Origin of the sequence: Nocardioides sambongensis (genome assembly GCF_006494815.1) — a bacterium.
GTDB classification, from domain to species: domain Bacteria; phylum Actinomycetota; class Actinomycetes; order Propionibacteriales; family Nocardioidaceae; genus Nocardioides; species Nocardioides sambongensis.
This window is the reverse complement of sequence record NZ_CP041091.1, coordinates 3,114,327-3,132,062: the sequence shown is the minus strand read 5'-3', so window position 1 is coordinate 3,132,062 and position 17,736 is coordinate 3,114,327. Positions and strand designations below refer to the sequence as shown.

At 70.7% G+C, this 17,736-nt stretch carries 20 protein-coding genes and 1 tRNA gene; 14 read left to right on the top strand and 7 right to left on the bottom strand.

All coding sequences use genetic code 11. The annotated features are described in order from the left end of the window. Positions 1 to 9: 9 nt before the first annotated feature. The 6 genes from FIV43_RS14720 to FIV43_RS14690 all read left to right on the top strand — a co-directional run bounded on the left by FIV43_RS14720 (position 10) and on the right by FIV43_RS14690 (position 4,904). Positions 10 to 82 (top strand) — tRNA-Thr (locus tag FIV43_RS14720). A gap of 343 nt (positions 83 to 425) precedes the next feature. After that, positions 426 to 1,208, top strand: coding sequence for a helix-turn-helix domain-containing protein (locus tag FIV43_RS14715; protein WP_141014740.1), 783 nt, complete (start codon positions 426 to 428; stop codon positions 1,206 to 1,208). A 37-nt stretch (positions 1,209 to 1,245) separates the two neighbouring features. Beyond that, positions 1,246 to 1,956 (top strand): hypothetical protein, encoded by a 711-nt coding sequence (locus FIV43_RS14710; RefSeq protein WP_141014739.1) that lies wholly within the window; start codon positions 1,246 to 1,248, stop codon positions 1,954 to 1,956. Between the two features lie 375 nt (positions 1,957 to 2,331). Beyond that, a complete protein-coding gene (locus FIV43_RS14705) occupies positions 2,332 to 2,658 on the top strand; it encodes a hypothetical protein (protein WP_141014738.1) in 327 nt (108 codons plus the stop codon). A 10-nt stretch (positions 2,659 to 2,668) separates the two neighbouring features. Continuing rightward, complete coding sequence (locus tag FIV43_RS14700) at positions 2,669 to 3,103, top strand: hypothetical protein (protein ID WP_141014737.1); 435 nt, start codon at positions 2,669 to 2,671, stop codon at positions 3,101 to 3,103. A gap of 1,243 nt (positions 3,104 to 4,346) precedes the next feature. Beyond that, positions 4,347 to 4,904 (top strand): hypothetical protein, encoded by a 558-nt coding sequence (locus FIV43_RS14690; RefSeq protein WP_141014735.1) that lies wholly within the window; start codon positions 4,347 to 4,349, stop codon positions 4,902 to 4,904. Positions 4,905 to 5,060: 156 nt separating this feature from the next. Here the strand turns inward: FIV43_RS14690 and FIV43_RS14685 are convergent, their stop codons facing one another. Beyond that, positions 5,061 to 5,579 (bottom strand): TetR/AcrR family transcriptional regulator, encoded by a 519-nt coding sequence (locus tag FIV43_RS14685; RefSeq protein ID WP_141014734.1) that lies wholly within the window; start codon positions 5,577 to 5,579, stop codon positions 5,061 to 5,063. A gap of 32 nt (positions 5,580 to 5,611) precedes the next feature. Here FIV43_RS14685 and FIV43_RS21070 point away from each other — a divergent pair, with 32 nt between their 5' ends. After that, positions 5,612 to 6,529 (top strand): hypothetical protein, encoded by a 918-nt coding sequence (locus tag FIV43_RS21070; RefSeq protein WP_181407506.1) that lies wholly within the window; start codon positions 5,612 to 5,614, stop codon positions 6,527 to 6,529. A 25-nt stretch (positions 6,530 to 6,554) separates the two neighbouring features. Here FIV43_RS21070 and FIV43_RS14675 read toward each other — a convergent pair whose 3' ends face one another. From FIV43_RS14675 to FIV43_RS14665, 3 genes are read right to left on the bottom strand one after another with little or no spacing between them, the layout of a single operon-like run. After that, complete coding sequence (locus tag FIV43_RS14675; protein ID WP_141014733.1) at positions 6,555 to 6,878, bottom strand: DMT family transporter; 324 nt, start codon at positions 6,876 to 6,878, stop codon at positions 6,555 to 6,557. After that, positions 6,875 to 7,213, bottom strand: coding sequence for a DMT family transporter (locus FIV43_RS14670; protein ID WP_141014732.1), 339 nt, complete (start codon positions 7,211 to 7,213; stop codon positions 6,875 to 6,877). Before FIV43_RS14670 ends, FIV43_RS14675 begins: the two co-directional genes overlap by 4 nt. Next, on the bottom strand, positions 7,210 to 8,004 hold the full coding sequence (locus FIV43_RS14665) for an IclR family transcriptional regulator (protein WP_196780823.1): 795 nt from the start codon (positions 8,002 to 8,004) through the stop codon (positions 7,210 to 7,212). The genes FIV43_RS14670 and FIV43_RS14665 overlap by 4 nt, the downstream gene beginning before the upstream one ends. Positions 8,005 to 8,106: 102 nt before the next feature. On the opposite strand from FIV43_RS14665, the gene FIV43_RS14660 reads away from it, so the two are divergent. The 3 genes from FIV43_RS14660 (at position 8,107) to FIV43_RS14650 (ending at position 10,078) form a co-directional block, all read left to right on the top strand. Continuing rightward, positions 8,107 to 8,889, top strand: coding sequence for a CoA transferase subunit A (locus FIV43_RS14660; RefSeq protein WP_141014731.1), 783 nt, complete (start codon positions 8,107 to 8,109; stop codon positions 8,887 to 8,889). A gap of 1 nt (position 8,890) precedes the next feature. Continuing rightward, entirely contained in the window at positions 8,891 to 9,532 is a 642-nt protein-coding gene (locus FIV43_RS14655; protein ID WP_141014730.1) for a 3-oxoacid CoA-transferase subunit B, read from the top strand. Positions 9,533 to 9,673: 141 nt separating this feature from the next. Next, positions 9,674 to 10,078: a nuclear transport factor 2 family protein gene (locus tag FIV43_RS14650; RefSeq protein WP_141014729.1), complete on the top strand. Its 405-nt coding sequence runs from the start codon at positions 9,674 to 9,676 to the stop codon at positions 10,076 to 10,078. A gap of 44 nt (positions 10,079 to 10,122) precedes the next feature. Here FIV43_RS14650 and FIV43_RS14645 read toward each other — a convergent pair whose 3' ends face one another. Together FIV43_RS14645 and FIV43_RS14640 are read right to left on the bottom strand one after the other, a co-directional pair. Further along, positions 10,123 to 11,001, bottom strand: a complete 879-nt coding sequence (locus FIV43_RS14645; protein ID WP_141014728.1) for an aldo/keto reductase — start codon at positions 10,999 to 11,001, stop codon at positions 10,123 to 10,125. 47 nt (positions 11,002 to 11,048) lie between these two features. Continuing rightward, positions 11,049 to 12,020 carry a zinc-binding dehydrogenase gene (locus FIV43_RS14640; protein WP_231123414.1) on the bottom strand — a complete coding sequence of 324 codons (972 nt, stop codon included), beginning with the start codon at positions 12,018 to 12,020 and terminating at the stop codon, positions 11,049 to 11,051. Positions 12,021 to 12,207: 187 nt separating this feature from the next. Here FIV43_RS14640 and FIV43_RS14635 point away from each other — a divergent pair, with 187 nt between their 5' ends. From FIV43_RS14635 to FIV43_RS14625, 3 genes are read left to right on the top strand one after another with little or no spacing between them, the layout of a single operon-like run. After that, on the top strand, positions 12,208 to 13,107 hold the full coding sequence (locus FIV43_RS14635) for a helix-turn-helix transcriptional regulator (protein WP_141014727.1): 900 nt from the start codon (positions 12,208 to 12,210) through the stop codon (positions 13,105 to 13,107). Continuing rightward, positions 13,104 to 14,108 carry an aldo/keto reductase gene (locus FIV43_RS14630; RefSeq protein ID WP_141014726.1) on the top strand — a complete coding sequence of 335 codons (1,005 nt, stop codon included), beginning with the start codon at positions 13,104 to 13,106 and terminating at the stop codon, positions 14,106 to 14,108. Before FIV43_RS14635 ends, FIV43_RS14630 begins: the two co-directional genes overlap by 4 nt. Before the next feature lie 59 nt (positions 14,109 to 14,167). After that, the gene (locus FIV43_RS14625) at positions 14,168 to 14,650 is read left to right on the top strand and encodes a nuclear transport factor 2 family protein (RefSeq protein ID WP_141014725.1); all 483 of its coding nucleotides are present in this window, start codon (positions 14,168 to 14,170) and stop codon (positions 14,648 to 14,650) included. Here FIV43_RS14625 and FIV43_RS14620 read toward each other — a convergent pair. Beyond that, entirely contained in the window at positions 14,607 to 16,121 is a 1,515-nt protein-coding gene (locus tag FIV43_RS14620) for an MFS transporter (RefSeq protein ID WP_141014724.1), read from the bottom strand. The genes FIV43_RS14625 and FIV43_RS14620 overlap by 44 nt on opposite strands. 119 nt (positions 16,122 to 16,240) lie before the next feature. On the opposite strand from FIV43_RS14620, the gene FIV43_RS14615 reads away from it, so the two are divergent. Further along, positions 16,241 to 17,713 carry an HNH endonuclease signature motif containing protein gene (locus FIV43_RS14615; RefSeq protein ID WP_141014723.1) on the top strand — a complete coding sequence of 491 codons (1,473 nt, stop codon included), beginning with the start codon at positions 16,241 to 16,243 and terminating at the stop codon, positions 17,711 to 17,713. Positions 17,714 to 17,736 lie beyond the last annotated feature (23 nt).

Sequence of the window (17,736 nt, the reverse complement as noted above, 5' to 3'; positions counted from 1 at the left end):
CGGCACCCCGCCGCCTTAGCTCAGTCGGTAGAGCGATTCACTCGTAATGAATAGGTCGTCGGTTCGATTCCGACAGGCGGCTCCGAAAAAACAGCCTCTCACCTGCGCAGACGCGGAGTGAGGGGCTGTTTCGTCCTCCGTGTCAGCGGACCGATCTTGGTGCTGATCTCGGTGCATCGTCGTTCGACGAAGCGCGCTGCGGCACCGCAAAGGGCCGGACCCCGGGTGCGAGATCCGACCCTTCACGTGATGCCGCGCGAGCAGGTGAGGGGCTGCCCGCGCGGCCGTCTATCGGCTCAGCGCATCGCCTTCGCCCAGATCACGACGCGCTTCGACCACACCCACCTGGATTGCAGGAAACCTAGACACCCATCTAGGATTACGGAAAACCTGTTCAGTTATCTAGGAAAGCGAGAAACCAGGCGATGGTGGACGAGTACATCAGCGTGTCCGAAGCCGCCGACCTCCTCGGCGTCAACCGACAGCGGATCCATCAGCGCATCCTCGAAGGCTCCTTGCCCGCACGGAGGGTCGGCACGCAGTGGACCCTGCCTCTCTCCTCCGTACGGCGCCTCCAGCATCACGGCGCCCCAGGCCGCCCCCTGTCGCCCAAGTCGGCCTGGGACATGATCCTGGTCGCCGCCGGTGTCGACGAGGCCCGTGCCCTCCCACCATCGGCCAGATCTCGGGCACGCAGCCGCCTGGCCAGCCTGCTCAACGCACCGTCCGACACAAACGGAGACCTCGACGCCGGTGCGGCGCGTCTTCGCCACGCCCTGCACAACCGGGCCGAACGCGTCCTTTTCGCCGCATCGCCCCGCGACCTCGCGGACCTCGCCGACGATGACCGCGTCCTCCTCTCCGGTGTCTCGAACCCGGCTGCGAACATCTCCGCCGCCGACGTCGTCGAGGGCTACGTCGTCGCCGAGGACGTCGAAGCCCTCATCGACGACTACCTACTCTCCAGTGTCCCGAGCCCGGCTTCCGGCGGGGGCGCCAACGTCATCTTCCACGTCGTCCGGCCCGGCCCACATCGGCCCGAACCGGCGCTCCTCGAACGGCTGGTCTCCTCGGCGCTCCCGCTCGCAGCCGACCTGGCCGAGCACGACGGGGTCCGCGAGAAGAACGAGGCCCTGCACCGAGTGTCGGAACTCGGCGACCGCGTGCGGTTCCGTACGTTCGCCCGCGTGGAGAGCGACCGTGGCTGACCGACCCGACTCGAACGCACCGATCGCGCTACCTGCGATGACCGAGGCGCAACGCCAGGCGTGGCACGCGCTGATGGATCTCTACGAGCGCCTGGACACGAACTGGACCCTCATCGGCGGACAACTGGTTCACCTGCACTGCGCCGACCGCGGCGTCGCCCCGACGCGACCGACCGACGACATCGACACCGTGGTGAACATCCGGGCATCCGGTTCCGTGCTCGAAACGTTCACCGGCGCGCTGCGCGACATGGGCTTCACCGCGGACACCAGCGCCGACGGGGTTCAGCACCGGTGGCGCCGAGACCTGGCGCAGATCGACGTCCTCATCCCCGAAGGCGTCGGCGAGCGCGCCGCGGCTGCCGCTACCGGAATCGGCGGCGCCCCGACCGTTCAGGCGCCCGGCACGACGCAGGCACTGAACCGGACCGAACCGGTCACGGTGGTCGCAGAAGGCCGCACCGGCACCGTGCTGCGCCCGAACCTCGTCGGCGCACTCGTCGGCAAAGCGGCCGCTCGAACCGAGATCGCCTCCGACCGTGCCAGCACGCGGCACTGCACCGACTTCGTCGTCCTGGCCTCCCTCATCTCGGCCCGCGACTTCCGCGAGACCGAGATCGGCCCCAAGGACCGCAAGCGGCTGCGCAAGATGCTCACCTACTGCCGCAAGGACACCGCAGCGATGTCCGTCGACGGCGCCAGCGATGCTCTGGACCGACTGGAGCGCGCCGCCGGACTGAACGGTTGACCCGCGGGCGGCGGGAAACGAGCCAGCGTCCGGTCTCCCGCCCGTAGGCTGCGTCGCCATGCCCTACCAACACCTCCTGGTCGCTTCCCCGAAGGGGTATTCGGTCCACTTGGCGACCGCCCGCAGCCACACCGCCCTGTGCGGGGTTCCGGCCGACCGTCTCGAACTCCAGGTGCCGTTCGCGCTCAACGGCTGCCTCCGTTGCGCGCGGCACGCGATCCGAGAGGGCACAGATCGCGTGGTCGACGTCGATGGCGCCGTCGTCGACTTGGGGTCCTTCCGTCCGGCGTCGCACTACTGAAGCCTGAGCGACCCGTGGGGGAGTCCCATGTCGGTGCCGCGCACATGCAGGCCATGGGCAGGGACGAGGACGCGGTGACACTGGTCAGGACCGTGGTCGTGGCCTCCGCCATCGAGCCGGGCGACCGGATGCACCGCAACGGCAAGACCCGCTACGTGCTCAACGCCGTCCCTCGGCCCGGCCTGATCCTGTGGCGCACCCAAACCGTCGGCGCACGCTCCCCCAGCGTCGTCGCCTACGCCCCCGACGACCTCGTGATCGTGTGGCGCAAGCCAGCCGCCCCGGACCGGCAAGGACTGAGTGCCGTGACCCCACGGAACCGTGTCGCCGACACGAACCCTGCCGCGCGACACGTCCCGCCGGGATCCAAACGGACCACACGCACCCGCGACGGGCGTTAGGTTGCCGATCGTGGACTTCGAGAAGACCTCTGTTCCCGTCGGCGGGTACCTCGTCCCGGACGCTGCTGCCCGCGTCACCAGTCCGCCCGAGTTCTACGACCGTGTCCTGAACGAGAACCCACAGATCACCATCCACACCGTGCAGGCCGCCGCCGAAGCGATCGCCGGGCCGATCTGCACCCGGCACCGCATCGCCGGTGTCCGCTGGGACGAGGCCAAGGACAAGTTCGTCTTCTCCGCGCGCAGCGACGCGAAGGTCATCAAGGACCGCTGGGCCGGTGGTCTCCGGGCGGCCCTCAAGCGGCGCGAGAGCGATGTCCCCGAAGGCGTTGACCGACTGGCGGCTGTCGAGGCTGCGGTGAGGCTGGCGCACCGGCACGGCCATGACCGCGCCACCGTGCTCGAAGCCGTCGAACGAGGCCTGCGCACGACTCGGCCCCGGTGAGCGCCGGGCAGGACGCCACACACCTGGATGCCATGCCCGGCGATCTCCGCGGCGATTGGCCTCCCACACCCAGTGGTGACGCCGACTATGCCGATCGCGGGACGAGCCACAAGGGCCGTTGATCTAGTGGACGCCAGCCGCCGTGGGTGCCCGATCCACCTGCGGCGGCTCCCCTTCGCCCGCGGTGTCACCCCACAGCGCCGCGGGCGAAGGGCCAGGCGCGGCCTACATCGCCGGTCGCGAAAGTCGCCGTCCAGGATGCTGCGCCAGGTGCGGCTGGGCGCCGACGGCCCCCTCTATGCCGCGGGCGTTTGAACCGGCGGCGCAGGCATCTACGAAGAGCCTGCCTCCCGCCAGGCTGAGAGTGCGCCCTGTCCGCGAACAACGCGGCGGCGTTTGGCGACGGAGTACTTCGCCGTGGTCTGCGCGGACGAGTGCCCGAGCATCTCCTGCGCGACCTCGACCCCATGTGCCTCGGAGACCACGGTCGCGACTGTTGAGCGGAAGAGGGCGGGTGGAGGCCGACGACGTCCAGGGCGTGGCGTTCCACCGCGGTGCGCAGCATCCGCCGCACATTTCCTGGCCAAAGCCAGCCGCCTCGCCTGTTCGCGAAGATCGGGTCGGTCAAGCGCCGATACGGCGTCTGGTTCCGATGTGCGAGCAGAACGGCCACCGCTTGCGCAGAGAGTTCGACGTCACGGCCGGGCATCAGATCCGGACTCGCCTCGGCGAGAGCTTCGCCGAGCAGGCGTGCAGGGTCGACAATGTGAGCAGCGGTCATCGTGATGACTCCATTCGAGAGTGCTGTGAGAGGTTCACTCGAAGGATCACGCGATGGCCGCGTCTTCGTCCCGACGTACACGCCGGTGACGATCACGGCGACCGCGCTACACTACTATCGGGGACTGAACTCACGTTGCCTCTGGCCTGCTGGCATTCCCGGCAACAGCCGGTTCCCAGTCACACACCAGTGCAGCCGATCGCTCGCACCGATTCTCTCGGCCACCTGTGGCCCTGGCATCCGAAAGTGGCGTGCCGTCGGGAGTGGTCGCAGAGGCTGGTGAGGCCCCGCTGCATTTTCGCGTTTCATCCCCAACGGAACGAAGTAGTCAAGGCGGGTGGCACTACGATCGATCCTCAGCGACTCTCCAATGACTCATGGACGTGTGCAGCGAGCACACAGCAAGTGCTGATGGATGTGGACTGACTGGATGGGTAAGCCGAACTACTGCTGGGTGGCCTGGTGATCTCGACCGACCGTGGAACACCGAACGCGAGGATGCGTGCCGCACCGTGGTTCATCGGGGGACTGGCGGTTGGGGTGGCATACGTCCTCATCATGGGAATCTCGACCGTCCAGATCGCGGCAGCGCGGGGTGGGGTCGTGGTCGATCTTCGCAATGAGGTCGTCGAAGTCGGTTCCCCGAGCACACCGATACTCCAATGGTTCGTATCTGCCGTTCTCGGTGTGCTCACCTTCTACGCGATCGTCCTCCATCCGCGCAGGCGCGACGTCGTCGTGCGGGTGGCGGCTGCCGGCGGCTTCGTGGTCGCCGCGCTCGCGCTGAGCGCTTGGTCCCTGGCGATCGATGATGATGCCGCCTCTGAGGCGGTCAGCGCCGGTACCGCACTGGGGTGGAAGGGATGGATTCAGGAGGGCGGCACCAACGCCGCCGTGCACCTGATGATCGGCCTCGCGATTCTCGCGATCATGCGTGCGCTCGCCGACAGAAGCGAAGCCGTGAAGGCAGACCCCTGGGATTCGACCGAGCCCGGTTCTGCTCGCACGGGCCCGGCCTGATCATCGCGATCTGGGCTCTACGCCCGGTTCGACAGCGGTGTCGCAATCGCCGCTACCTCGCCGCGATGCCCGCCCGGCTGGGACAGCCGGGCGGGCAGGTGCCTGTGCCGGCACCGCTCAGCGCCGCACCCATGCCGGTCGCGGAACGGGCGCACCTCAGTCGTGACGTCCGGCCGACGGGGACACGGCGTCGTCGTCGGCGCCGACGAGCAGCGCGACCGCGGCGAGCGTGGCGCCCAGGTCCTGCGGGCCGAGTACCGCGGTGCGGACGATGTAGCCCTGGCAGAGGACGAGCATGGCTCGCGCGACCGCACCGGCGGTGGTCGGGTCGCCGCCGGTGGCGGTGAGCCAGCGCTCGGCGGATGACGCGAAGGCGCCCTCGATCGCGGCCATGCGGCGTTCGACGACGGCGCGGATGCCGGGGTCGGAGGCGGCCTCGCCCCAGATCTGCAGCGCGGCCCCGAAGGGCAGCCCGTCCTGCTCGACGCCGGAGAGCCACCAGCGCACGATCTCCAGCGGTGCGCGCGGCTCGGCTTCCTCGGAGCCGGCGGAGAGGAGGTCGGCCCGTTCGCCGATCACCCGGGAGGCGACCAGCTCGATGAGCTGTTCCTTGGTGTCGAAGTGCGAGTACAGCGAACCGGCGGAGAGGCCGGACTCCTCGATGACGTCGGCCATCGTCAGCGCACGCAGACCACGCCGGGCTGATCGTGGCCCTGGTCGCGCTGGCCTTCCTGTGGCCGGTGGCCACCTCCGAGGCCAGCGACCTCCCCGTCGGGGTGGTGGGCGGCGAGCTGCCCGACGCCGCCGAGCTCCCGATCGACGCGACGACGTACGACTCCCGGGCCGACGCCGTGGATGCGATCGAGGAGCGCGAGGTGTACGGCGCCCTCGTCCTCGGCGCCGACGGTCCCGAGGCCCTGGTCGCGGGTGCCGACGGCGCCGCCACGGTGTCGATCGTCGAGGGCATCGGCGCCCAGATCGCCTCCGCCCAGTGCGCGGAGCTGACCACGACCGACGTGGTGCCGCTGTCCGCCGACGACCCGACCGGCGCCGGCCTCGGCGCGATGGGGTTCCCGCTCGTCCTCGGCGGCATCGTCGGCGGTGTGGTCATCTCGCTGCTCGTCGCCGGGGTCGCGCGGCGGATGCTCGCGCTCGCGGTCTACGGCGTGGTGGGTGGCCTCCTGGTCGCCGTGGTGACCGGACCGGTGCTGGGGATCCTCGGCGGCAGCTTCTGGCACGAGGCCCTGGTGATCGGAGCCGGCATGCTCGGCACCGCCTCGACGGTGGTCGGGCTGAACGCGTTGCTGGGTGCGCCCGGCATCGGGATCGGCGCCGTGATCACCATGCTGGTCGCCAACCCGCTCTCGGGAGCCACGCAGCCCTACCAGCTCATCACCGGACCGTGGGGCGAGATCGGCCAGTACTTCGTGCCCGGTGCGGCCGCCAGCCTGGTGCGCGAGGTCAACTACTTCCCGGACGCCTCGACACTGCACGAGTGGGTCGTGCTGCTCGCTTGGATCCTGGGCGGCGTGCTGCTCTCCCTGGTCGGCCACTTCCGCAGCTCCACGCCGGTGCACCTGCCCGCCAGCGAGCTCGAGCAGCCGCCCGGCGCGCACCAGGCCTGATCTCGCCGGGGCGCGCCCTCGCGCGTCAGGCGTGGGCGCCGAGCTCGATCAGCAGCACGCCTGAGGCGATCAGGGCGATCCCGCCGCCCATCATCGGGGTCAGCGGCTCGCCGAACACGAGCCGGGACGCCACCGCGGTCAGTGCCACCCCGGTGGCGGTCCAGATCCCGTAGGCCACGCCCAACGGGAGGCCCGCGGCCAGGCTGAGCGAGAGCAGGGTCATCGAGGCCAGGTAGCCGGCGCCGGTCACCACGTACCAGGCACGCCGGCCGGTGACGGCAGCGCGCAGCGCGAGCGTGGCGCTGACCTCGGTGAGGATCGCGGCGGCCAGGAACAGGTAGCCGTTCACAGCACCTCCTGCGGGCCGTGCCGGGAACCGGCCTCGACCATGACCACGCCGACCATCACCAGGGCGATGCCGAGGGCCATCACCCAGGTCAGCGGCTCGTTCCAGATGAGGGCGGCGAGGGTCGCGGTGCCGGCGGCACCGGCCGCACCCCAGATCCCGTAGGCCACCCCGAGCCCCATCCCGGCCCGCAGGGTCAGCGCGAGCAGGCCGAACGCGACGACGTACCCGACGGCGACGACCAGGTAGAGCACCGGCAGGTCCAGCGCCGCCTTGAGCGCCAGGGTCGCCGTCACCTCCGAGGCGATCGCCGCGGTCAGCAGCCACCACCGCCTCATCGACGCCCGGCCCCTTCGACCGCGCCGGTGGAGGCGCCCGAGCGCAGGGTCCTGGTCAGCTGGTACGCCGCCCGCAGCAGCAGCGGCCCCAGCTCCTGACGCCGCTCGTCGCGGAAGCGCTGCTCGATCCCGGTCAGGCTCAACGCCCACCGGGGGCGCTCGTCGGCGTCGAAGACGGCGGCCCCCATGCCCCAGCTGCCCTCGACGATCAGGCCGGGGTTGAGGGCGTAGCCGTCCTCGCGGGTACGCCGGATCCGCTCGCGGATCGCGGCGGCGGCGTGCGGCTCGCCGTACTCGGTGGTGAGGTCGGTGCGGGCCAGGTAGTCGTCGACCTCGGCCGCGGGGAGGTAGGCCAGCACGACGAGGCCGGCGGTGGCCACCCCGAGCGGGAAGCGGATGCCCTCGTGGAGGACGTGGGAGCGGATCGGGAAGCTGCCGTCCTCGCGGAGCAGGCAGACGGTCTCCTCGCCGCGGCGTGCGGAGAAGAAGGCGCTCTCCCCGGTCTCCAGGGCCAGCCGTCGGACGACCGGCTGGGCCAGCGCGGTCACGTCGTAGCGGTGGGCGGCGGTGGTGCCGAGCAGGTAGAGCTCGGGTCCGAGCAGCCAGCGCCCGGAGCCGTCGCGGTCCAAGAACCCCTCGGTCTGCAACGAGGTGAGCAGTCGGTGCGCGGTGGGGCGGGCCAGGCCGGTCTGCCGCGCCACGTCGGAGGTGGTGGTGCCGGCGGGCTCGCTGACCGAGACCGCGCGCAGCACCGCGCCGGCACGCCCGACCACGTCCGCAGGGGTGTTCACTCAACGAACGCTATCAGTGGATGGCGATCACTCAACGATTGAAAAACGTCGGCTCACCGGGCGCCCATTGACCTGTCCGGCGAGGCCATCTTTCATCGGAGCATGGACAAAGTGGTGCGAACAGCAGCCGAGGCGGTGGCCGACGTACCGGACGGAGCGGTGCTCACCGTCGGCGGATTCGGGCTCTGCGGCATTCCGTCGGTGCTGATCCAGGCGCTCCTGGAAGCCGGGACCCGCGACCTGGAGGTCGTGTCGAACAACGCCGGTGTGGACGACTGGGGGCTCGGCCTCCTGCTCGGAGCCGGACGGCTGCGCCGGGTGGTGGCCTCCTACGTCGGGGAGAACAAGGAGTTCGCCCGGCAGTACCTCTCCGGTGAGCTCGAGGTCGAGCTGACCCCGCAGGGCACGCTGGCCGAGCGGATGCGCGCCGGCGGCTCCGGGATCGCCGCGTTCTACACCCGCACCGGCGTCGGCACCCAGGTCGCCGAGGGCGGCCTGCCCTGGCGGTACGACGCGGCCGGCAACGTGGTCAAGGAGTCGCCCGCCAAGCCGGTGATGACCTTCGAGACCCGCGACGGCGAGCAGGAGTTCGTCCTGGAGGAGGCGATCGTCTCCGACTTCGGGCTGATCCGGGCCTGGAAGGGCGACCGGCACGGCAACCTCCTGTTCCGGGACTCGGCGCGCAACTTCAACCCCCTCGCCGCGATGGCCGGCCGGGTCACCGTGGCCGAGGTCGAGGAGCTCGTCGAGCCCGGCGAGATCGACCCCAACGACGTGCACCTCCCCGGCGTCTACGTGCACCGGGTGCTGCCGCTCACCCCTGAGCAGGCGGTCGAGAAGCGGATCGAGAAGCGGACCGTGCGGTCCGCGGGCGAGGAGGCCTGAGATGGCGTGGGACCGGGAGCAGATGGCGACCCGCGCGGCGGCGGAGCTCGCCGACGGCGACTACGTGAACCTCGGGATCGGGCTGCCGACGCTGGTGCCCAACTACGTGCCCGACGACGTCGAGCTGGTGCTGCAGTCGGAGAACGGGATCCTGGGGGTCGGCGCCTACCCGACCGAGGACGCCGTCGACGCCGACCTGATCAACGCCGGCAAGGAGACCGTGACCGTCCGCACGGGAGCGAGCTTCTTCGACTCCGCCACCAGCTTCGGGATGATCCGCGGCGGCAAGATCGACAGCGCGATCCTCGGCGCCATGCAGGTCTCGGCGGCCGGCGACATCGCCAACTGGATGATCCCCGGCAAGATGGTCAAGGGGATGGGTGGCGCGATGGACCTGGTCCACGGCGCCAAGAAGGTGATCGTGCTGATGGAGCACGTCGCTCGGGACGGCTCCTACAAGATCGTCGAGGAGTGCTCGCTGCCGTACACCGGCCGCGGCGTGGTGCAGCGGATCATCACCGACCTCTGCGTCCTCGACGTCGTCCCCGCCTCCGAGGGCGGCGGCCTGCGGCTGGTCGAGCTCGCGCCCGGCGTCACCGAGGCCGAGGTCCGGGAGAAGACCGAGCCCGAGCTGCGCGTCTGACCGCCGCCGGTCTGACCGCCGCCGGTCTGACCGCCGCCGGTCGGGCCGGCGCCGACGGTGGCCGGGGCGCGGGTGGTCGCCCGCGGGGCGATCGGTTACCGTCGTACCTATTCAACAAGTTGACTAGATGGGTGCGCGTGGATGAACGCAGTGCGTGAGGCGATCGAGGCCAAGGACATGGACGCCGTCGAGGCGCTGCTGGCCGACGACGTGGTGTTCCGGAGCCCGGTCGCGTTCAAGCCCTATCCGGGCAAGGCGATCACCACCGCGATCCTCCGCTCGGTGGTGGAGGTGTTCGAGGACTTCCGCTACGTGCGGCAGATGGTCGACGGCCCCAACCAGGCGCTCGTCTTCGAGGCGAAGGTCGACGGCCTGGAGATCACCGGTTGCGACTTCCTGGTGCTCGACGACGAGGGCAAGGTCGTCGACTTCATGGTGATGGTCCGCCCGCTCAAGGCCGCGCAGGCTCTCTCGGAGCGGATGGCAGAGCGGTTCCCGGCGATCCAGGCGGCCGCGCAGGAGTGGATGGAGCGCAACGCGGGCTGACCTCGGGCGCCCCACGCCGAGGTCAGCCGCGCCGAGCGTGAGGGTCAGGCCTCCGGGATCTCGCGGCCGAAGTTCTCCAGGGTGACCGCCTCCGGCTCGGGCCCGCCCCGGCGACCGGTGTCGAGGGCGTCGATCGCGCCGAGCTCCTCGGGAGAGAGCGTGAAGTCGGTGACCGCGAGGTTCTCCACGATCCGGCTCGGCGTGACCGACTTGGGGATCACCTGACGACCCTGCTGCAGGTGCCAGCGCAGCATCACCTGCGCCGGGGTGCGGCCGTGACGCTCGGCCAGCTCAGTGATCACCGGATCCTCCAGGGTGCTGCGGTGCTCACCGTCCCGGTAGAAGGTGATGCCGCCGATCGGGGACCAGGCCTGGTTGAGGATGCCGTGCTCGGTGTCGAACGCCAACAGCCCGGGCTGGCGGAAGTAGGGATGCACCTCGATCTGGTTCACCGCCGGCACCACCTCGGACTCGCCCAGCAGCCGCTCGAGGTGGTCGGGCATGAAGTTGCTGACGCCGATCGCCCGCACCTTCTGCTCGGCCAGCAGGCTCTCCAGCGCCCGGTAGGCCTCCAGGGTCAGGTCGAACCGGCTCGGCAGGGCCTGGTGCAGGATGAAGAGGTCGATCTGGTCGACGCCGAGCTTGCCGGCGCTCTTGTCGAACGCATGACGGGTGGCGTCGTAGCCGAAGTCGCTGATCCAGACCTTGGTCTCGACGAAGACCTCGTCCCGGTCCAGCCCGGAGGCGGCGATGGCCTCGCCGACCTCACGTTCGTTGCCGTAGGCCGCGGCGGTGTCGATGTGGCGGTATCCGGCGTCGAGTGCGGTGCGGACCGCGGCGCGGGTCTCCTCCGGCGGGGTCTGGAAGACCCCGAAGCCCACGGCGGGGAGGGTGACGCCGTTGTTGAGAGTGATCATGTCCATCGTTGCTCGTCTCCTTGTTCTCGGTGGTCTCGGTGGTGGCGACTGCGTCAGGGCGTGACCATGACCTTGAGGGCGGTGCGGTCGTCCATGGCCGCGTAACCGGCCGGGACGTCCTCGATGTCGACGGTGCGGTCGAAGACCTTCCCCGGGTCGATCTCGCCGGCGAGCACCTGAGTGATCGCGTCCTCGAGATAGGCACGCACCGGCGCCGGGCCGCCCGCCAGCCGGGCGTTCTTCCCGAACAGCGAGCCGAACCCGATCGGCGCCTTCTCGTACTGGGGTACGCCGACCCGGCTGATCACGCCGCCGGGGCGGACCACGCCGTAGGACTGCTCGTAGGCGGGCATGTGCCCGACCGCCTCGAGCACCACCTGGGAGCCGAGGCCCCCGGTCAGCTCCATCACCTTCGCGACGCCCTCCTCGCCCCGCTCGGCGACCACGTCGGTGGCGCCGAACTCGCGGCCGAGGTCGGTCCGCGCCCGGTGGCGGCCCATCAGGATGATCTGCTCGGCGCCCATCTGGCGGGCCGCGAGCACCGCGCCGAGGCCGACCGCGCCGTCGCCGACCACGGTGACCGTCTGGCCCGGCCGGACGTCGGCCATGAAGGCGGCGTGGTAGCCGGTGAGGTAGACGTCGGAGAGGGTGAGCAGCGAGGCCAGCAGGGCCTCGTCCGCGCTGTCGGGGGAGACGTCGGGAACCTTGACCAGGCTGCCGGAGGCCTGCGGGATCCGGGCGAGCTGGGCCTGCAGGCCGCCGACCTCGGGACTGCCGTAGAAGCCACCGTGCGGGCAGGCGGTCTGGAAGCCGTCCCGGCAGATCGCGCAGGTGTTGTCGGAGAAGGCGAAGGGGACGACCACGAAGTCGCCTCGGCGCACGCCGGTCACCTCGGAGCCGATCTCCTCGACGACGCCGATCAGCTCGTGGCCCATCGGGTTGCCGGGCTCCCCGGACGAGGTGGCCGGCATCGAGTGGTAGGGGTGCAGGTCGGAGCCGCAGATGCAGGACCGCACGGTGCGCACGATGGCGTCGGTGGGGCTTGGATGGTCGGGTCGGGCAGGGTCTGCACGCGGACGTCACCCGCGCCGTACATGACGGTTGCTCGCATGGTCCCCAGTGAACCTCCCCGGGTGTCGTCGCGGGAGTGACGCTCTATCCGGGTAACGCCAGTGCCTGCCTGGATCGGGCACGCCGACCTACCGTGGAGACATGGATGACAGCGGGATGGACCTGCGGGCCGAGGTCAAGGAGTTCCTGGCCTCCCGGCGCGCCCGGATCACTCCGGAGCAGGCCGGCCTCCCGGCGTACGGCGGGAACCGCCGGGTCGAGGGACTGCGGCGGGAGGAGGTCGCGATGCTCGCCGGGGTCTCGGTCGACTACTACGTGCGGATGGAGCGCGGCAGCCTCGCCGGCGTCTCGGAGTCGGTGCTGGAGGCGCTGGCCTCCGCGCTGCAGCTGGACGAGGCCGAGCGTGAGCACCTGCTGGCACTGGCCCGGGCCTCCGGTCCGACGGGGCGGCGCCGCAGGACACCGGGGACGTCGGTGCGCCCGGCGGTGCAGCAGGTCCTCGACGCGATCGGGGACGCGCCCGCCTGGGTACGCAACGGACGCCACGACGTGGTCGCGATGAACGCGATGGCCCGTGCCCTGTATGCGCCGGTGCTGGAGGCCGACGACCGGCGCCCCGCCAACACCACTCGCTTCATCTACCTGCACGAGGAGGCGGCACGGGACTTCTTCGTCGACTACGACCAGGTCGCCCGGGACGCGGCCGCCATGCTGCGACTGGAGGCGGGCCGCAACCCGCACGACAAGGCCCTGATCGAGCTGGTCGGGGAGCTCTCCACCCGCAGCGAGGTCTTCCGGCGGCGCTGGGCGTCCCAGGACGTGCGCTACCACCGCAACGGCAGCAAGCGGCTGCGGCACCCTGCGGTGGGTCAGCTCGACCTGGACTACGAGACGCTCGAGCTGCCGTCCGAGCCGGGCCTCGCCCTGAACATCTACACCGCTGCCGCGGGCACGCCGGCGCACGACGGCCTCCGTCTCCTCGCCTCCTGGGCGGCCAGCCAGCACGACACCGTCACCGTGAACGAAGGAGAGGACGCATGACCACCCGACTGCTCGGCAGCACCGACCACGGCACCGCACTGGAGGTCTCCGCCCCCGGACTCGGATGCATGGGGATCAGCCAGAGCTTCGGCCAGACCCCGGAGCGGAGCACCGCGATCGCGTTCCTCCGCGAGGCGGTCGAGGCCGGCGTCACCTTCTTCGACACCGCCGAGGTCTACGGTCCCTTCGACAACGAGGAGATCGTCGGCGAGGCGCTCGCGCCGGTCCGTGACGACGTCGTGATCGCCACCAAGTTCGGCTTCGCGTACGACGAGGGCGGCCGCCAGACCGGCGTCAGCAGCCGGCCCGACGCCATCCGCCGGGCCGTGGACGGGTCGCTGCGGCGGCTCCGCACCGACGTCATCGACCTGCTCTACCAGCACCGGGTCGACCCCAACGTGCCGATCGAGGACGTCGCCGGCACTGTCCGCGAGCTGATCGGTGAGGGCAAGGTGCGGCACTTCGGGATGTCCGAGGCGGGCCCGACCACGATCCGCCGGGCCCACGCCGTACAGCCGGTGACCGCGCTGCAGAGCGAGTACTCGCTCTTCTGGCGCGAGCCCGAGGACTCCGTGCTGCCCACCCTCGCCGAGCTCGGCATCGGGTTCGTGCCGTTCAGCCCGCTGGGCCGGGGGCTGCTGACCGGTCAGGTCACCCGGGAGACCACGTTCGGCGAGGGCGACATCCGGGCGAACCTGCCCCGCTTCACCGCGGAGGCGCTGGACGCGAACCTCGAGCTGGTCGACCGCGTGCGGTCGGTGGCCGACCGTCGCGACGCGAGCGTCGGGCAGGTCGCGTTGGCGTGGCTGCTCGCCCAGGAGCCCTGGATCGTGCCGATCCCCGGCACGCGCCGGATGGGGCGACTGCGGGAGAACCTCGGCGCCGCCGAGCTGGCGCTGAGCGCCGAGGACCTCGCCGAGCTGAGCGCCGCGTCCGACGCGGTGACGGTGGTGGGAGACCGCTACCCGGAGGCGATGCAGGCGATGATCGACCGGAGCTGACCTCCCGTTCACCGGTCAGCGCACTAGAACAGGTTCTGGTTCTCTGGCAGTCTCCGGGCATGGACCTCGAAGCGATCGAGTCGATCAAGCGCCTCAAGTACCGCTACTTCCGCACCCTGGACCTCAAGCTCTGGGACGAGTTCGGCGACTGTCTGGCCGAGGACGTCCGGGCGCGGTACGGCACGAAGGCGATGGGCGAGCCGCTGCACTTCGACAGCCGCGACGCGGTGGTCGCCTCGATGCGGGAGAACCTGAGCAACGGGACCGTCACCGTGCACATCGCGCAGCACCCCGAGATCGACGTCGACGGCGACCGCGCCACCGCCTCCTGGGCGTTCGAGGACACCGTCATCGTGCCGGACTTCGAGGTCACCGTCCGCGGCGCCGGCTACTACAACGACGAGTACCGGCGCGACGCCGACGGGCGCTGGCGGATCGCGGCGACCTCCTACGAGCGGATCTACGAGGCGGTGACCTCCCACAAGGACACGCCCAGCTTCAAGCTGATCGCGAACCGCTGGGACCCGGACCTGGCGCACTGACGTCGCCCTCGCCCGTCCCGTCGCCCTCCGCGGCGTCGTCGACGGTCAGCGGCTGCGCGATGCTCTCCAGCGAGCGGCCCTCGGCACGGACGCCGAGCAGGATCTCCACCACGCCCGCGGCGATCATCAGCGCGGCCCCGATGAAGTAGCCGACCGCGATGCCGGTGATGTCGCCGCTCGCCGACGCGCGGTCGATCAGCCAGCCGAACAGCAGCGGGCCGCTGATCCCGCCCGCGGCGGTGCCGATCGCGTAGAAGAACGCGATGCACAGCGCCCGGGTCTCCATCGGGAAGATCTCGCTGGCGGTCAGGTACGCCGCGCTCGCCCCGGCCGAGGCGAAGAAGAAGGTCGCGGCGCCCAGCGCGGTGAGGCTGGTCGCGGTCAGCGATCCCAGCAGCACCCCGGCCAGGGTGAGCAGCAGCCCGGAGAGGATGTAGGTGAAGCTGATCATCTGCACCCGCCCGATCCGGTCGAAGAGCGGGCTGAGCAGCAGCGCTCCGGCGAAGTTGCTCAGCGCGAAGACCGCCAGGTACCACCCGGTCTGGTCCACGCCGAGGAATGTGCTCAGGGTGTCGCCGTAGGTGAAGAAGAACGCGTTGTAGAGGAACGCCTGGCCCACGAAGAGGGAGAAGCAAAGGATGGTGCGCCGCGGGTAGAGGGTGAAGACGGTGCGGGCGATCATCCGGAACGGGATGGTGCGCCGTTGGCGCAGCGTGATCGTCTCCTCCGCCGCGGGCAGTTCGGCGCCGGTCTCCTCCTCGATCGTGCGCTCGATGCGCTGCACGATCCGCTCGGCATCCTCCTCGCGGCCGTGGATGAAGAGCCACCGCGGGCTCTCCGGCACGTTGCGTCGCACCACCAGGATGCCGACCGCGAGGACCGCGCCGAGGCCGAACGCCAGGCGCCAGCCCCACTCCGCGGGGATCAGTGTCGGGTCCAGCAGCGGGATGGTCAGCAGCGCACCACCGGCCGCCCCGAGCCAGTAGGAGCCGTTGATCACCACGTCCACCCGGCCGCGGTGGGAGGCCGGGATCAGCTCGTCGATCGCGGAGTTGATCGCGGCGTACTCACCGCCGATGCCGAAACCGGTCAGGAACCGGGCGCCGAAGTACCACCAGGCGGCGGGAGCGAACGCGGTGAGCACCGTGGCCACGGTGTAGACGACCAGCGTCACCAGGAAGAGTCGCTTGCGGCCGAACCGGTCGGTCAGCTGGCCGAAGAAGAGCGCACCGAGGCAGGCGCCGGCGACGTAGATCGCGCCGGCGAGGCCGACGTCGGAGCTGCTGAGACCCAGGCCGGTGTCCGGGTCCTTCAACGCCGCGGAGAGCGACCCGACGATGGTCACCTCGAGGCCGTCGAGGATCCAGACGGTGCCGAGTCCGACGACGATCAGCCAGTGCCACCGGGCCCACGGCAGCCGGTCCAGCCGCGCGGGGATGTCGGTGGTGATCCGTCCGGTCTCTGCTCCCATGCAGATCCAATACCCGACTGCGATCCTGTGATGCGGTCGCGTCGTGCGTCCCGTCGTGCGTCGGCAGAGGGTGTGGATCAGCCCTTGATCGTTCGAACACGTGTTCGATATCATGGGGCATGGGCACACTCACCGAGGCACTGCGGACGGTCTCCGCGGCCGTCGATGCCCTCGCCTCGGCCGAACAGGCCCAGCCGGTGGCATCGGCCGAGCTCGTTGAGGTGCTGGCCCTGGCCGCGTGCACGCGGGCCGTGCTGGACGGGGTGATGGTGGGTCTGGCCGAGGCGCTGGAGGAACACGACGTGGCCCACGAGCTGGGGTGGGCCTCGACCAAGGAGCTGCTCACCCATGCCACCGGCGGCCGCAAGGGCTCAGGCACCGCGTGGGTGCGGGTCGCGCAACAGACCCAGGACCTGCCCGCGGTCCGTGACGCACTGACCCAGGGACGGATCTCCTTCGCGCAGGCCGGTGTGATCGCGCGCCGCGTCGCCACCCTGCCCCACGTGCCCGAGCTACGCGAGGACGCCGCCGCACTGATGCTGGACCGGGTCGCCCAGGCCGGGGTCGATGCCACCGACCTCGACCACGCCTTCGGTGAGGTGGTCCGCGAGCTCGACCCCGACGGCGAGCTGCTCCGCGCCGACCTCGACAAACCCCGCGCCGAACGCGGCGCCCACCACGCCCGGTTCCTCTCCTTCGCCCCCGACCACCTCGGCGGGGTCCGGATCAAGGGCTACGCCACCATCGAGGAGACCGAGCTCGTCAAGACCATCCTGATGCCACTCGCGGCACCGGCCACCACCGAGCCCGGCGCCTGCGGCGGCACCCCGCTGCCCGACGACGGACCCCTCCTGCACGACCCCAACACCCCCAGCACCCGCCGCCGCTGCCCCGAGGCCGGCTGCCGCCACGACGGCCGCGACCCCCGCGAAGCCGGCGTGCGGATGTGGGACGCCCTGGTCGAGCTCGCCACCCGCTACCAAGCCACCGACCAGCTCCCCCGCGCCCACGGCACCACCGCCCGGATCACCATCACCATGAACCTGGCCGACCTGACCGAGAAGGCCGCCGGCGCCGACCCCGCCGGATTCCGCGGCATCCACCACACCACCGGCCTGCCCGACCCCACCAGCCACACCGGCCACCTACCCACCGGCACCCTCACCGGCGGCCACACCCTCTCCGCCCTCGCCATCCGACGCCTGGCCTGCGACGCCGAGATCATCCCCGCCATCCTCGGCACCCACAACGAGATCCTCGACCTGGGCCGCAGCACCCGCACCGTGACCCCCGGACTCTGGAACGCGCTCGTGCTACGCGACCAACACTGCGCCTTCCCCGGCTGCACCCGCCTCCCCCTGGCCTGCGACGCCCACCACATCCAACACTGGGCCGACGCAGGCCCCACCAGCCTCGACAACCTCATCCTCCTCTGCCGACGCCACCACACCACCGCCCACCACACCCCCTGGACCATCACCATCAACCCCGACACCGGCCAACCCCACTGGCAACCACCACCACCCACCCCCACCCACCAACGCGTCCGGATCGCCTACACACCCGGACGACCACCACCCCACGCCGCCTGACCCACCCGACGGCTAGAGTCGTC